Annotated in this window: 13 protein-coding genes; 11 read left to right on the top strand and 2 right to left on the bottom strand. The window is 69.9% G+C overall.

What is annotated here, in order from left to right:
* Window positions 1-76: 76 nt before the first annotated feature.
* From ruvC to ACFHYQ_RS16570, 8 genes are all read left to right on the top strand, one after another.
* Entirely contained in the window at window positions 77-640 is a 564-nt protein-coding gene (gene ruvC / locus ACFHYQ_RS16605; RefSeq protein ID WP_394302146.1) for a crossover junction endodeoxyribonuclease RuvC, read from the top strand.
* A complete protein-coding gene (gene ruvA / locus ACFHYQ_RS16600; RefSeq protein ID WP_204016471.1) occupies window positions 637-1,260 on the top strand; it encodes a Holliday junction branch migration protein RuvA in 624 nt (207 codons plus the stop codon). The genes ruvC and ruvA overlap by 4 nt, the downstream gene beginning before the upstream one ends.
* Before the next feature lie 7 nt (window positions 1,261-1,267).
* Window positions 1,268-2,317 carry a Holliday junction branch migration DNA helicase RuvB gene (gene ruvB, locus ACFHYQ_RS16595; RefSeq protein ID WP_394302052.1) on the top strand — a complete coding sequence of 350 codons (1,050 nt, stop codon included), beginning with the start codon at window positions 1,268-1,270 and terminating at the stop codon, window positions 2,315-2,317.
* A gap of 309 nt (window positions 2,318-2,626) precedes the next feature.
* Window positions 2,627-2,974: a preprotein translocase subunit YajC gene (gene yajC, locus ACFHYQ_RS16590; RefSeq protein ID WP_394302051.1), complete on the top strand. Its 348-nt coding sequence runs from the start codon at window positions 2,627-2,629 to the stop codon at window positions 2,972-2,974.
* Window positions 2,975-3,089: 115 nt separating this feature from the next.
* Entirely contained in the window at window positions 3,090-4,856 is a 1,767-nt protein-coding gene (secD, locus tag ACFHYQ_RS16585) for a protein translocase subunit SecD (RefSeq protein ID WP_394302050.1), read from the top strand.
* Entirely contained in the window at window positions 4,856-5,917 is a 1,062-nt protein-coding gene (secF, locus tag ACFHYQ_RS16580; protein WP_394302049.1) for a protein translocase subunit SecF, read from the top strand. Before secD ends, secF begins: the two co-directional genes overlap by 1 nt.
* Before the next feature lie 90 nt (window positions 5,918-6,007).
* Window positions 6,008-6,514, top strand: coding sequence for an adenine phosphoribosyltransferase (locus tag ACFHYQ_RS16575; RefSeq protein WP_394302048.1), 507 nt, complete (start codon window positions 6,008-6,010; stop codon window positions 6,512-6,514).
* 56 nt (window positions 6,515-6,570) lie between these two features.
* Window positions 6,571-8,964: a RelA/SpoT family protein gene (locus ACFHYQ_RS16570; RefSeq protein ID WP_394302047.1), complete on the top strand. Its 2,394-nt coding sequence runs from the start codon at window positions 6,571-6,573 to the stop codon at window positions 8,962-8,964.
* A gap of 317 nt (window positions 8,965-9,281) precedes the next feature.
* On the opposite strand, the gene ACFHYQ_RS16565 is transcribed toward ACFHYQ_RS16570, so the two are convergent.
* Entirely contained in the window at window positions 9,282-10,511 is a 1,230-nt protein-coding gene (locus ACFHYQ_RS16565; protein WP_394302046.1) for a DUF349 domain-containing protein, read from the bottom strand.
* Window positions 10,512-10,573: 62 nt separating this feature from the next.
* Complete coding sequence (locus ACFHYQ_RS16560) at window positions 10,574-11,422, bottom strand: peptidylprolyl isomerase (RefSeq protein WP_394302045.1); 849 nt, start codon at window positions 11,420-11,422, stop codon at window positions 10,574-10,576.
* A gap of 205 nt (window positions 11,423-11,627) precedes the next feature.
* On the opposite strand from ACFHYQ_RS16560, the gene ACFHYQ_RS16555 reads away from it, so the two are divergent.
* From ACFHYQ_RS16555 to aspS, 3 genes are read left to right on the top strand one after another with little or no spacing between them, the layout of a single operon-like run.
* Window positions 11,628-12,320 (top strand): MBL fold metallo-hydrolase, encoded by a 693-nt coding sequence (locus ACFHYQ_RS16555; RefSeq protein ID WP_394302044.1) that lies wholly within the window; start codon window positions 11,628-11,630, stop codon window positions 12,318-12,320.
* Entirely contained in the window at window positions 12,320-13,576 is a 1,257-nt protein-coding gene (hisS, locus tag ACFHYQ_RS16550; RefSeq protein ID WP_394302043.1) for a histidine--tRNA ligase, read from the top strand. Before ACFHYQ_RS16555 ends, hisS begins: the two co-directional genes overlap by 1 nt.
* Window positions 13,573-15,354: an aspartate--tRNA ligase gene (gene aspS, locus ACFHYQ_RS16545; RefSeq protein ID WP_394302042.1), complete on the top strand. Its 1,782-nt coding sequence runs from the start codon at window positions 13,573-13,575 to the stop codon at window positions 15,352-15,354. The genes hisS and aspS overlap by 4 nt, the downstream gene beginning before the upstream one ends.
* Window positions 15,355-15,423 lie beyond the last annotated feature (69 nt).

Below are 15,423 nucleotides of genomic sequence, written 5' to 3'. Positions count from 1 at the left end.
GCACGGTAGAGTGCGATGCCGAACATGCGTTCGGCGGATGTGCGAGAGAGGCGGTCGGCGGGTGCGGGTGACTGCGCTGCGGGTGCTCGGGGTGGACCCGGGATTGACCAGATGCGGCCTCGGCGCCGTCGAGGGCCGCCCCGGGGCGCCGCTGAACCTCGTGGCCGTCGGTGTGGTGCGCACTCCCGCCGACGACGACATCGGGCCCCGCCTCGTCGCGATCGAGGCCGGGATCGAGCAGTGGCTGGACGAGGTCCGGCCCGACGCGGTCGCGGTGGAGCGCGTGTTCGCGCAGCACAACGTCCGGACCGTGATGGGCACGGCGCAGGCGGCGGCGGTGGCGATCGTCTGCGCGGCACGGCGGGGCCTGCCGGTCGCCTTGCACACCCCCAGCGAGGTCAAGGCGGCGATCACCGGCAACGGCAACGCCGACAAGAAGCAGGTCGGCGCGATGGTGACCCGCCTGCTGCGGCTCGAGGCCATGCCCCGGCCGGCCGACGCGGCCGACGCGCTCGCGTTGGCCATCTGCCACGTGTGGCGGGGAGGCGTACAGAACCGCCTGGCCGAGGCGCTCGCGCAGGCCCGCTCTGGTAGGACTGTGCACCCTGGGACCGGGCAGTCGAAGGGAGCGCGGAAATGATCGCATCCGTGGCGGGGCCGGTGGCGGCGGTCGGGCCGGACCACGCGGTGATCGAGGTGGGCGGCGTGGGCGTGCTCGTGCACTGCACGCCGGGGACGCTGGCGGGCCTGCGCCTCGGAGAGCCCGCGCGGCTGTCCACCACGCTGGTCGTGCGCGAGGACTCGCTCACGCTGTACGGCTTCGCCACCGACGACGAGCGCAGGGTCTTCGAGATGCTGCAGACGGCGAGCGGCGTCGGGCCGCGGCTCGCTCTGGCCATGCTCGCGGTGCATGCCCCCGACGCCCTCCGGGTCGCCGTGGCGGGCGGCGACCTCAAGGCGCTGACCATGGTGCCGGGCATCGGCCAGAAGGGAGCCCAGCGCATCGTGCTCGAGCTCAAGGACAGGCTCGGCGTCCCCGAAGGGGCGCTCACCGCTGCCGCCCATGGCGGCGGAACCGGCGGGGCCCCATGGCGAGAGCAGGTCCACTCGGGGCTGGTCGGGCTCGGCTACTCGGCGAAGGACGCCGACGAGGCGGTGGCCGCCGTGGCGCCCGAGGCCGAGTCCGCCGCGGCCGCGGGGCGCGCTCCCGACGTGGCCGCGCTGCTGAAGTCCGCCCTCCGTGCCCTGAGCGTCAGGTGAGGCGTCCATGAGCATCGAGCGTGATCTCGTTTCTCCGGAGCCCGAGGGCGATGAGCGGCTGATCGAGGCGGCGCTGCGCCCCAAGCGCCTCGACGAGTTCATCGGGCAGGGCCGGGTTCGCGAGCAGTTGTCGCTGGTGCTGGAGAGCGCGCTGCGCCGCAGCCGGCCGCCGGACCACGTGCTGATGAGCGGGGGACCCGGGCTCGGGAAGACGACGCTCTCCATGATCATCGCGGCCGAGCTGGGGGCGCCGCTCCGGATGACCTCGGGACCGGCGCTGGAACGCGCGGGCGACCTCGCCGCGATCCTCTCCACCCTGTCGGAGGGCGAGGTGCTGTTCGTCGACGAGATCCACCGCATGGCCAGGCCGGCCGAGGAGATGCTCTATCTCGCGATGGAGGACTTCCGGGTCGACATCGTCGTCGGCAAAGGGCCGGGGGCGACCTCGATCCCGCTGGACATCGCACCGTTCACGTTGGTGGGAGCGACGACGCGGGCCGGGCTGCTGCCCGCGCCGCTGCGCGACCGGTTCGGCTTCACCGCGCACATGGACTTCTACGAGGTGGACGAGCTCGAACGGGTGCTGGACCGCTCGGCCCGGTTGCTGTCGGTCGAGCTCCCTCCGGAAGGCGCGCACGAGATCGCCCGCCGGTCCCGCGGCACGCCCCGGATCGCCAACCGGCTGCTGCGGAGGGTGCGCGACTTCGCCGAGGTGCGGGCGGAGGGTGTGATCACCCGGGATGTCGCCGCCGCCGCGCTCAACCTGTACGAGGTGGACGCGGAGGGCCTCGACCGGCTCGACCGGGCGGTGCTCGACGCGCTGCTGCGGAAGTTCGGGGGCGGTCCCGTGGGACTGTCCACCCTGGCCGTCGCGGTGGGGGAGGAGCCGGAGACGGTGGAGGTCGTCGCGGAGCCGTTCCTCGTCCGGCAGGGCCTGCTGGCCCGCACCCCGAGAGGCCGGGTCGCCACCGCGTCGGCGTGGATGCATCTCGGCCTGACTCCGCCTCCTGACGCCTTCGGCGCCGGAGTGATCCCGGGACTGCTCGACGGCGCCTGAACGTCCTTCTCCATGCGGGTGCGAAGCCGTACATCCGGGGAATGAAAGGCACTGCAGGGGGCGGCGAACGCCGGAAACCCGCGATGTGGCGCCGGGTTGGGGTCACAGAACGATTGCAAAGGCCGCGGAAGCGGAACTTTCCCGTGTGCCAGATCGTGAGTTCGTTGCCGGGCTTTGAACGGCTCGCCTACACTGCGTGGCTTGACTGGCCGCTTACGCTGACGCTCGCGGCGTGTCCTCGGCCGCGCGGAACGCGCACACAACCTCCGGCATCACGCCGGCTCATCACCTAATGGAAGGGTGGCCCCCGTGGGTAACAGCCCGCTCGCGACGTTCGTGCCACTGATCTTGCTGGTAGTGGTGTTCTACTTCCTGCTGATCCGCCCCCAGCGCAAGCGGCAGCAGGAGATGCTCCAGATGCAGAGCTCGCTCACTCCGGGCGCGCGGGTCATGACGACGACCGGCCTGTTCGGGACCGTCGTCCGCCTCGAGGACGACGACGTGGTCCTGGAAGTGGCGCCGGGCATGGAGACCCGCTGGACCAAGGCGGCGATCGGGCGGGTCATCCCTCCCGCCGAGCAGAGCGCGGCCGCCGACTCGGCGGCCGACACCTCCGACACGGGGAAGGATGACGACACGAACAGCAGCCAGTCCTGAGTAGGCTGATCGCAGACCCTTTGACGGAAAGAACTGACCACCAGTGGCCCCACCGAAAAGTAGCCAGAGCAGGCCGGGACGAACACTCCTGACGCTCCTGGCGCTCATCCTCGCCATGGGCGCGACGGTCGCGCTCCAGAAGGCGTTCGTCCCCAAGTTCGGCCTCGACCTCGCGGGTGGCACCACGGTGACGCTCACCCCGGTCACGCTGGACGGGAAGGCTCCCTCGCAGGAGTCCCTCGACCGGGCCGTCAACATCATCCGCGCCCGCGTCAACGGCACCGGCATCTCGGACGCCGAGGTCGCCAAGGCCAATGAGAACATCGTGATCCAGATCCCGGGTGTGGGTCAGTCTGAGGCGCTGAAACTCGTCTCGACCACCGCCGAGCTGCGGATGCGGCAGGTGCTCGCGATGGCCCCGGCGAAGATGGAGCCCCAGCAGCTGCCCACCGAGGCGCCGGCGCCGGACCCGGGCATGAGCCCGAGCACGATGCCGAGCGCCGCGCGCACGCCGAGCGGAGCCCCGAGCGGCGGCCCCGGCGCCACGGCGTCAACGACGTCGGCCGGCCGCGCGCTGGCCTCGGCGCTGACCGCTCCCACCCCGTCTCCGGCGGCCAGGACCGGGCATCGAGCCGGTGCGAGGTCGGGAGCGAAGAGCGGCGCGAAGCGCGGGGCCGGATCCGACAGCGGATCGGAGGGCGGACCAGCCGCCGATGCGGGGGGCGGGGCGGCGCCTTCGGCGACGCCCAGCCCTCCACCCAGCCCCGAACCCGCCGACGACCCCCTGGCCGGTCAGGACACCAGCGGCATCGATCCTGCCCTGCTGACGGAGTTCCGCAAGATCGACTGCACCGCCAAGAACCGCGGCCAGGGCGCGCAGGACGACCCCGACAAGCAGATCGTCGCCTGCAGTGACGACGGCACCGCCCGTTACATCCTCGACAAGGCCGCCGTACAGGGCACCGAGATCAGCGGAGCCACGGCCGGCACCGACCCGACCACCGGCGAATGGATCGTCCAGGTCGGCTTCAAGTCCAAGGGCGCCTCGCAGTTCGCCGACATCACCCGGCGGATCACCAGCCTCCCCGCTCCGCGCAACCAGCTCGCGAACGTGCTCGACGGCGTCGTCGTCGTCGCACCGACGATCGAGGAGGCCATCCCGGGCGGCAGCGCCCGCATCTCCGGTAGCTTCACCCAGGTCACCGCGACCGAACTCGCCGACCAGCTCAAGTACGGCGCGCTGCCGCTGAAGTTCAAGCAGGGGTCGGTGGAGTCGGTCTCCTCGACACTGGGCCAGGACCAGTTGCGCGGCGGTCTCATCTCGGGCGCGCTCGGCCTGCTCGTGGTCGTGATCTACCTGTTGCTCTACTACCGGGGCCTCGGCGTGATCGGCGTGGCCAGCCTCGGCTGCGCGACGATCGTCACCTACCTCACCGTGGCCGTCATCAGCCACAACGCGGGATTCCGGCTCTCGCTGCCGCACATCGTCGGCCTGGTGGTGTCGATCGGCATCACGGCGGACTCGTTCATCGTCTACTTCGAGCGGGTCCGTGACGAGATCAAGGAGGGCCACCGCACCCTGCGCTCGGCGGTGGAGGTCGCCTGGCGACGGGCACGGCGTACGATCCTGGTCGCCGACGCCGTCATGTTCATCGCCGCCGTGGTGCTGTACTTCCTCGCGGTGGGCGGCGTCGCCGGTTTCGCGTTCGCGATGGGCCTGACCACGCTGATCGACATCGTGGTGGTGTTCCTGTTCACCAAGCCGTTGATGACGATCGTGGCGCGGCTGCGGTTCTTCGCCAAGGGCCACAAGCTGTCCGGACTCGACGCGGAGCGCATGGGCCGCACCAGCCCCGCCGAGCAGACCCTGCAGGAGGCGTGATGCCGGGAGTGATCAGCCGCCTCTACCGCGGCGACATCGACATCGACTTCGTCGGCAAGCGCAGGCTCTGGTACGGCCTGTCGGCGTTCCTGATGGCCGTCTCCATCCTCGGTGTCCTGATCCACGGGCTCACGCTGGGCGTCGAGTTCCAGGGCGGGTCGGTGCTCGATTTCGCCCGCACGCCGGGCTCCAGCGTGGAGCAGGTGCGCGAGGCCGTGCGGGACATCGTCGGGCACGACCCCATCGTGCAGGAGGCCGGCCGCAACTGGCGGGTCACCACCCAGAGCCTCGACGGCGACGAGGTGTCCAAGGTCCAGACGGCCGTCGCCGAGCGGTTCGGCGTGCGGCAGGAGCAGGTGAGCTCGCAGGTCATCGGCGCGACCTGGGGTGGTGAGGTCGCCCACAAGGCGTGGATCGGCCTGGCGGTCTTCATGCTCGCGATCATGCTCTATCTGTCCGTGGCCTTCGAGTGGCGGATGGCGCTGGCGGCCATCGTGGCGCTCGTGCACGACCTGGTCATCACCGCCGGCGTCTACGCCTGGACCGGCTTCGAGGTCACCCCGGCGACCATGCTCGGGTTCCTCACGATCCTCGGTTACTCGCTGTACGACGCGGTCGTCGTCTTTGACATGATCAAGGAAGTGACGGGCAATCTCGGCACGAGCGCCAAGATGACCTACACGCAGGCCGCCAACGACGCCCTGAGCCACACGCTGATCCGGTCGCTGAACACCTCGCTGACCGCGATCCTGCCGGTGGCGGCGATCCTGTTCGTCGGCACCACGCTGCTCGGCGCCGGCACGCTGAAGGACCTGTCGCTGGCACTGTTCGTCGGCATGGTCGTCGGCACCTACTCGTCCCTGTGCGTGGCCACGCCGATCCTGGTGACCCTCAAGGAGCGCGAGCCCAAGTGGCGGGCACTGGCCAAGCGGGTGGCCGCCAAGCAGGCCTCCGCCGCCAAGGCGGCCGCGGCCGCGGTGCGTGACGACGGTACGGCCCCGGCGGCCGTCGCGGGGTCCCGCAACGTCACGATCACCGACGCCAAGCGCGGGAAGCGCTGACCGAATCGAGGAGCGTCCCATGCGTTCCCCGTGCCCCGCGGCCCGGCCAGGGTCGCGGGGCGCGCGCGTACGTGCCCTAATGTTGGCGTCGTGACAGATTGGACGGCGCTCATCAGAGACGTTCCCGACTATCCGAAGCCGGGGATCCTTTTCAAGGACATCACCCCGCTGCTCGCCGATCACGCGGGGTTCACCCAGGTCGTGGACGAGCTCGCGGACGGCCTGGCGTTCGACAAGGTGGTGGGGATCGAGGCGCGCGGGTTCATCCTCGCCGCGCCGGTGGCCTACCGCAGCGGCGCGGGCTTCGTCCCGGTGCGCAAGAAGGGCAAGCTTCCCGCCGACACCCTCGAGGCGTCCTACGAACTGGAGTACGGCTCCGCGGCGATCGAGGTGCACGTCGACGCGTTCAACCCGGGGGAACGGGTCCTGATCGTCGACGACGTGCTGGCCACCGGCGGCACCGCCGCCGCGACGGTGGAGCTGGTCAGGAGGGCGGGCGCGGAGGTCGTCGCGGTGTCGTTCCTGATGGAGCTGTCCGTCCTCGCAGGCAGGGACCGGCTGCCCGGGCTGGACGTCCGTACGCTGGTCAGCGTCTGACTCGGCAGGCCGCGCCGATACACTGAGGGAATCTGGACTCGACGTGAGGAGTCTGTGTGCACCGTGATGTGGTCGTGCCCGACGGCGCGAGGGCTGATCGCGACGCGGTCTCGCGCGACACCGCCGAGCCCGCCGTCTCAGACCCCGCTGCCGCTGCCGTGCCCGCAGCCGAGGAACGCGCCGCGGCCGAAGAGGCCTCGTCGCGAGATGAGAGACCCGCCCCGGCGACGCGGCGCAGGCTCTCCCGTTTCGGGGGGCAGTGGGGTGCGGTGAACCCCGTGCTCGAGCCGCTCTTCAAAACGGTCCGGGCGACCCATCCCAAGGCCGACCTGCGTCTCATCGAACGCGCCTACGAGGTCGCCGCGTACCATCACCGTGATCAGAAGCGGAAGAGCGGCGACCCGTACATCACGCATCCGCTCGCCGTGGCGACGATCCTCGCCGAGCTGGGCACCGACGACGAGACGCTGTGCGCGGCGCTGCTGCACGACACCGTGGAGGACACCGCCTACAGCCTCGACGAGTTACGAGCCGATTTCGGCGACAACATCGCGCTGCTCGTCGACGGTGTGACCAAGCTGGACAAGGTGAAGTTCGGCGACGCCGCGCAGGCCGAGACCGTGCGCAAGATGGTCGTCGCGATGTCGCGCGACATCCGCGTGCTGGTCATCAAGCTCGCCGACCGGCTGCACAACATGCGCACGATGCGCTACATGCCCGAGCACAAGCGGCAGCAGAAGTCCCGGGAGACGCTGGAGATCTTCGCGCCGCTGGCCCACCGGCTCGGCATGAACACCATCAAGTGGGAGCTGGAAGACCTCGCGTTCGCCATGCTCTACCCCAAGCGGTACGACGAGATCGCCCGGATGGTGTCCGAGCGCGCGCCGCGGCGCGACCTGTTCCTGCAGGACGTCATCGAGCAGGTCTTCGCCGACCTGCGCGAGGCCAAGATCAAGGCGACGGTGCGGGGCCGGCCCAAGCACTACTACTCGATCTACCAGAAGATGATCGCGAAAGGCCTGGCCTTCGACGACATCTACGATCTGGTCGGCATCCGCGTCCTGGTCGACACGGTCCGCGACTGCTACGCCGTGCTCGGAACGATCCACGCGCAGTGGCGGCCGGTGCCGGGGCGGTTCAAGGACTACATCGCCATGCCCAAGTTCAACATGTACCAGTCGCTGCACACGACGGTCATGGGTCCCGAGGGCAAGCCGATCGAACTGCAGATCCGCACGCACGCCATGCACAACCGCGCCGAGTACGGCGTGGCCGCGCACTGGAAGTACAAGGAGGAGATGTCGGCCTCAGGACCGGCCAAGATCAAGCAGGTCAACGACATGGCCTGGCTGCGGCAGCTCCTCGACTGGCAGAAGGAGACCGCCGACCCGGGGGAGTTCCTGGAGTCGCTGCGATTCGACCTGTCGGTGTCGGAGGTGTTCGTCTTCACTCCGCGCGGACAGGTGATCTCGCTGCCAGAGGGCGCCACCCCGGTGGACTTCGCCTACGCCGTGCACACCGAGGTCGGCCACAGATGCATCGGGGCCCGGGTGAACGGCCGGCTGGTCCCGCTGGAATCCCGCCTCGGAAACGGCGACACCGTTGAAATTTTCACGTCCAAGTCGCAGGACGCCGGGCCGTCCCGCGACTGGCTGAAGTTCGTCAAGAGCGGCCGCGCCCGCAACAAGATCCGTCAGTGGTTCTCCAAGGAGCGGCGCGAGACCGCGATCGAGGCGGGCAAGGAGGCCATCGGCCGGGCGATGCGCAAGCAGGGCCTGCCGCTCCAGCGGTTGATGTCGGGCGAGGCCCTGCTGGCCCTGGCGCGTGATCTGCACTACGTCGACGTGTCGGCGCTCTACGCCGCCGTGGGAGAGGGCCACGTCGGGGCCCAGTCGGTCGTTGAGAAGCTCGTACAGGCCGTGGGCGGCGTCCAAGGGGCAGAGGAGGACATCGCCGAGGTCGCGCTCCCCACGAGGCTCACAGGGCGCGCGGGGGCCCACGCCAACGCCGGCGTCATAGTGGCGGGAGATCCCGACGTGTGGGTACGGCTGTCGCGGTGCTGCACCCCGGTCCCAGGCGACGAGATCATCGGTTTCGTCACCCGCGGGCACGGGGTCTCGGTGCACCGGACCAACTGTCCGAACGTCGCCCAACTGAACACACAGCCGGACCGCCTGGTGGAGGTGTCCTGGTCGCCTGGGGGCGACTCGGTCTTCCTCGTCGCCATCCAGGTGGAGGCGCTGGACCGGCCCCGGCTGCTGTCGGATGTCACCCGGACCCTTTCCGACCAGCACGTCAACATCCTGTCCGCGTCGGTGGCGACGAGCCGGGACCGGGTGGCCATCAGCAAGTTCACCTTCGAGATGGGCGACCCCAAGCACCTGGGCCACGTGCTCAAGGCCGTGCGGGGCATCCACGGCGTCTACGACGTCTATCGCGTCACCAACTGACCCACCCCATGGGTGATCTCACACCCATGGGGCGTGATCTCACACCCATAGGGCGTGATCTTGCAGTTTCTCGCAGAGACCACCGCTGGCCTGCCTCGATCCTCCCCGTGATCTTGCAGTTTCTCGCAGAAACCGCCGGTTGCCTGCCCTGATTCACTTCGTGATCTTTCATTTGCAAGATCACGAGAAACGTTTGCGCAGGCAGGTGGCATCCGCTACGAGTTTCTGCAAGATCACGAAGTGATAATGCGCAGGTCAGTCACCCTCCATGCGAGAAACTGCAAGATCACGGACGGGGTGGGCGGGCGGGCCCAGGTCTAAGAGAACTCGGCGAGCGTGCGCTCGGCCTCCAACAGCCAGGAGCGGCGGGCGGCGAGGGCCTCCTCGGTCTCCTTGACGTCCTTGTCGCGGCCGGCGGTCTGGGCCTTGGCGAGCCGTGTCTCGAGCTGGTCGATCGACCTGCGCAGCTGGTTGACGGTGTCCTGCGCGCGTGCCCTGGCCTCGGGGTTGGTGCGCTTCCACTCCTGGTCCTCGGCCCGGCGGACGGCGTCGTCGACCTTGCGCAGGCCGCCCTCCAACCGGTCGCGCATGTCACGCGGCACCGGCCCGGCGGCCTCCCAGCGCTCGAGGATGCCGCGCAGCGCCCCCCGGGCGGAGCGGACGTCGGTGACCGGCAGCAGGCGCTCGGCCTCGGTCAGCAGAGCCTCCTTCACCTCGGCGTTGGCCGCGAACGAGGCGTCCCGCTCGGCGAACGCCGCCGACCTGGCCTGGAAGAACTGGTCCTGGGCGCCCTTGAATCGCGCCCACAGCTCGTCCTCGGCCTCCCGGGACGCCCGACCGGCGGCCTTCCACTGCCGCATCAGTTCGCGGTAGGCCGCCGCGGTACCGGTCCAGTCGGTGGAGGCCGCCAGAGTCTCGGCCTCGCCCACGATCCGTTCCTTGGCCGTGCGCACCGCGTCGCGCTGCTCGTCCAGGGAGGAGAAGTAGGCCTTACGCCGCTTCGCGAACGCCGTACGTGCCGCGGACAGCCGCTTCCACAGCGTCGCCTCGGTGGCGCGGTCGATCCGCTCCGCCGCCTTCCACTCCTCGATGAGCTGGCGCAGCCGCTCCCCACCGGACTTCCAGTGGGTCGCCTCCTCGGCGATCCGCTCGGCCTCGGCGACGATCCGTTCCTTGGTCTCCCGCGCCTGGGTACGGGCCTGCTCGCGGGCGGCCCGCAGTTCCTCGCGGCGTCGGCCGACCAGCTCGCTCAGCGCCGTCAGACGCTGCTCGAGTGATCCCAGGTCCCCGACGGCGTGGGCCCCGGCCACCGCCTCCCGCAGCTTGGCGATGCTCGCCTCGGCCTGCGCCGGCGCCAGATCGGTCTCGCGCATCCGCTGCTCGAGGAGCTGGACCTGCCCGGCCAGCTCGTCGAACTTCCGGTGGAAGTAGGCCAGGGCCTCATCCGGTTCACCGGCCTGCCAGGACCCGACGGCCCGTTCTCCCTCAGCCGTACGCACGTAGACGGTGCCGTCATCGTCTACCCGGCCCCACGGGTCGGTGCTCACCGTGTCCTCCCGCACTTGAATCAGCCTCCAGGGCCCGATATCGCCTTGGTGTAGTAATTACGTCAGCTCTTGCCGGTGATTGTCACGTCTTTGATTTCCACTGGCTGCTTCGGGGCACCGGTGCCGCCATCGCCGCCGACGATGCCCTTCTTGGCGACCTTGTCCACGATTTCGAGCCCTTTGGTCACCGTACCGAAAGGTGTGTAGCTCGGGGGCAGCCCGGTGTCCCCGAACACGATGAAGAACTGGCTGCCGTTGGAGTTGGGACCGCTGTTGGCCATGGCCACCACGCCCCGCGTGTATTTGGCGCCCGCGAGGTTCTCGTCGGCGAACCGGTAGCCGGGGCCGCCGGTGCCGTCGGTCGGGTTCTTGCCGTCGGCCTTGGCCAGCGGGTCGCCGCACTGCAGGATCGGGAAGTCCTTCGTGCCCATGCGGTGGCACTTGGAGTCGTCGAAGTAGTCCTTCGACGCCAGGTACCGGAACGAGTTGACCGTGCAGGGCGCCTTCTCGGTCTCCAGTTTGACGTCGATGTCCCCGAGGCTCGTTTTGATCTTCATCGTCGCCGGAGCGGTGCTGACCTTCGTCGGAGGCATGCCGACGTCCTTGACCTGGCCGCTGCCCTTGTCGGCGACGTACCCGCACATTCCGGTCGCCGGGTCGTACGGCTTGGGCTCCTCGACGGCGGCGACGGGGCTCTGCTTCGGAGCAGGTTCCCCGCGGTCGATCAGCGTCGCGGCGGCCACGCCGCCGCCCACCACGACCACGACCGCGGTCGTGGTGCCGATGACGGCGTTGCGCCGCGCCTTGTGCTGGCGTTCGGCCCGTGTCTTCATCTGTCGCTCGTGGTGCTCCCGGGCGAGCTGCCTGCGCCGGTCCTTGCCGGTGGCCACTTCGACCTCCCTGTTTCCCATGGTCGTACGCTCAGTGCCGCCTCGCCGGAGCGGTGGTGGTTGTATAGCATCCGGCTCGACTGCTCCAAGAATGACTATTGAGGTGGGCGAATCGTATCGGCTGACGGGCGTGGGTTCGCAGCCTGCCGACCCGCACCGGTACCCTTCGGTTACATTCGCTCGCGTAATCCTTGATACATCCTCACCAGATGCAGAGGCCGCTTCCGTGCTCGTCGCCGGGTTTCCCGCAGGGTCGTTCCAGACCAACTGCTACGTCGTCGCTCCCGCTCCGGGCGAGGAGTGCGTGATCGTCGATCCAGGTCAGGACGCCGTCGAGGGTCTCGACGACCTCCTGCGCGAACACCGTCTCAAGCCCGTCGCTGTGCTGCTCACCCACGGTCATATCGACCATATGTGGTCTGTCGTCCCGGTGTGCGGCGCCCGTGACGTACCCGCCTGGATCCACCCCGACGACCGCGACCTGCTGTCGGACCCGGCGAAGGGTTTCCCCGGCCCGGCCCGGCAGATGTTCGGGGGGCTGGAGTTCGGCGAGCCCGACGACGTCAGGGAACTGTCGGACGGCGCCGTGATCGAGCTCGCCGGCCTGGAGCTCACAGTCGACCACCGGCCCGGCCATACCAGGGGGTCGGTGACGTTCCGGACACCCCTGCAGGACTCACAGGGAGAGGATTCCCGGGTCCTGTTCTCGGGCGACCTGCTCTTCGCCGGCTCCATCGGCAGAACCGACCTCCCCGGCGGGGACCACGCCGCGATACTCCGCAGTCTCGCGAAGACGATGACCCTGCCGGACGACACCGTGGTCCTGCCCGGCCACGGACCACAGACGACCATCGGCCGCGAGCGCGCGACCAACCCCTTCCTCGGGGACGTCGCGGCAGGCCCGAGCAGGGGATTGTGATGAATTTTCAGGCGCCCAAGGGCACCTTCGACTGGATGCCGCCGCGTTCGGAGACCGTGCTCGCCGTGCGCGACGCGCTGGCCGCGCCCGCCCGCCGCGCGGGGTACGGATACGTCGAGACGCCCGCGTTCGAGGACACCGGGCTGTTCTCACGCGGTGTCGGCGAGTCGACCGACATCGTCACCAAGGAGATGTACACGTTCACCAGCCGGGGCGGGCAGTCCCTGACGCTGCGCCCCGAGGGCACTGCCAGCGTGGTGCGCGCCGTGATCGAGCACGGACTGTACGGCGGACCGCTGCCGATCAAGCTCTGGTACTCGGGCAGCTTCTTCCGCTACGAGCGGGCGCAGGCGGGCCGCTACCGCCACTTCTCCCAGGTCGGCGCCGAGGCGCTGGGGGCCGAGGACCCGGCGCTGGACGCCGAGCTGATCGTGCTGGCCATGGACGGCTACGCCTCGCTCGGCCTGCGCCGCGTGCGGCTGCTGCTCAACTCGCTGGGCTGCAGGGAATGCCGCCCGGCCTACCGGGCCGCGCTGCAGGACTTCCTGCGCGCGCTCGACCTCGACGAGGCGACCCTGCAGCGGATCGAGATCAACCCGCTGCGGGTGCTCGACGACAAGCGGCCCGAGGTCCGCGCCCAGTTGGCCGGCGCGCCGCTGGTGACCGACCACCTCTGCGGGGCGTGCAAGGCCTACCACGAGGAGGTCCGGGGCCTGCTGGCCGCGGCGGACGTGCCGTACGAGGACGATCCCCGGCTGGTCCGAGGTCTCGACTACTACACCCGCACGACCTTCGAGTTCGTCCACGACGGGCTGGGCGCCCAGTCGGCCGTCGGCGGCGGGGGCCGCTACGACGGGCTGAGCGAGATGATCGGCGGCCCGCAGCTGCCCGGCGTCGGCTGGGCGCTCGGCGTGGACCGCACCGTGCTCGCGCTGGAGGCCGAGGGGCTGCTCGCCGAGCGCGCCGGACGCGTCGACGTGTTCGCGGTCCCGCTGGGCGAGGAGGCCAGGCGGCGGATCTTCCCGCTGGTCGCCGCGCTGCGCCGGGCCGGTCTCGCCGTCGACATGGCCTTCGGCGGCCGCGGTGTCAAAGGCGCCATGAAGGCCGCCGACCGCAGCGGTGCCCGCTACGCCGTGATCCTCGGCGACCGCGACATCGAGGCGGGAGCCGTACAAGTGAAGGACCTGACCACAGCCGACCAGACCGCGGTGCCGCTCACCGAGGTCGTCGACGTCCTGAAGGGAAGACTCTCGTGATCCGCACCCACGAAGCAGGGACGCTTCGTAAGGAGCATGCCGGCCGGCAGGTGACGCTGGCCGGATGGGTGGCGCGCCGGCGCGACCACGGCGGCGTCGTGTTCATCGACCTGCGTGACGCTTCCGGCTCGGCGCAGGTGGTCTTCCGTGAGGAGGATCACGCCCACGACCTGCGCTCGGAGTACTGCGTGAAGGTGACGGGCGAGGTCCGGCTCCGCCCGGCGGGCAACGAGAACCCCGACCTGCCGACCGGCGACATCGAGGTCGTCGCCACCGAGGTGACGGTGCTGAGCGAGTCGGCCCCGCTGCCGTTCCCGATCGAGGGCACGACCGGTGTGTCGGAGGAGGCGCGGCTGAGGTACCGCTACCTCGACATCCGGCGGCAGGGGATCGCAGACGCGCTGAAGATCCGGTCCCAGGCCACCTACCTCGCCCACGACGTCATGCGTGAGCGCGGCTTCGTGTACGTCGAGACGCCCAACCTGACCCGATCCACGCCCGAGGGCGCGCGCGACTTCCTGGTGCCCGTACGGCTCCAGCCGGGCAACTGGTACGCCCTGCCGCAGTCGCCGCAGCTGTTCAAGCAGCTGCTCATGGTCTCCGGACTGGAGCGCTACTACCAGCTCGCCCGCTGCTTCCGGGACGAGGACCTGCGCGCCGACCGCCAGCCCGAGTTCACCCAGATCGACATCGAGATGTCCTTCGTCGATCAGGATGACGTGATCGAGCTGGGCGAGGCCCTGATCGGGCGCATCTGGAAGGAGACGCTCGGCTACGAGCTGCCCTCGCCACTGCCGAGGATGCCCTACGCCGAGGCGATGGCCAGGTACGGCTCGGACAAGCCGGACCTGCGGTTCGGGGTCGAGCTGACCGACCTGACGGAGTACTTCGCGAACACCGCCTTCCGAGTGTTCCAGCAGCCGTACGTGGGCGCCGTCGTCATGCCCGGCGGCGCCTCGCAGACCCGCAAGGAGCTGGACGGCTGGCAGGAGTGGGCCAAGTCACGCGGCGCCCGCGGTCTGGCGTACGTGCTGGTGCAGGAGGACGGCGGCCTCGGCGGCCCGGTGGCCAAGAACCTGTCCGAGGCGGAGCTCGCCGGGCTCGCCGAGGCGACGGGCGCGCGGCCCGGGGACGCGATCTTCTTCGCCGCCGGTCTGCCCGGACCTTCGCGGGAACTGCTCGGTGCGGCCCGGCTGGAGATCGGCCGTCGCTGCGATCTGATCGACGAGTCCCAGTGGTCGTTCCTGTGGGTCGTCGACGCCCCGATGTTCGAGCCCGTCGTCGACGAGGTCGGCCGTCAGACCGGCTGGACCGCCGTCCACCATCCGTTCACCGGGCCGAAGCCCGAGTGGGCCGACAACTTCCAGGACCAGCCCGGCGAGGCCCTGGCGTACGCCTACGACATGGTCTGCAACGGCATGGAGATCGGCGGCGGCTCGATCCGTATCCACAGGGCCGAGATGCAGCAGCGCGTGTTCGACGTGCTCGGCATCTCCAAGGAGGAGGCCGAGAGCAAGTTCGGCTTCCTGCTGGAGGCGTTCAAGTACGGCCCGCCGCCGCACGGCGGCATCGCCTACGGCTGGGACCGGGTCTGCATGCTGCTGTCGGGCGGCGAGTCGATCCGCGACGTGATCGCGTTCCCGAAGACGGCGTCGGGCTACGACCCGCTCACCGGGGCTCCCACGCCGATCACGGGCGAGCAGCGCAAGGAGGCCGGGGTGGACGCCAAGCCCAAGGGCGAGACTCCCGCCCAGCCGGCCCCCACCCCAGGCGCGTGATCTTGCGAATTCTCGCAGTGAGGCCCGCTCACCTGGGCCTTCGTGTAGCGTGATCTTGCAGAAACTCGC

The organism is Sphaerimonospora cavernae, assembly GCF_042435035.1.
Classification (GTDB): Bacteria; Actinomycetota; Actinomycetes; order Streptosporangiales; family Streptosporangiaceae; genus Sphaerimonospora; species Sphaerimonospora cavernae.
Note: the sequence above shows the minus strand (reverse complement) of the source record. Positions and strands in the feature narration are given on the sequence as shown.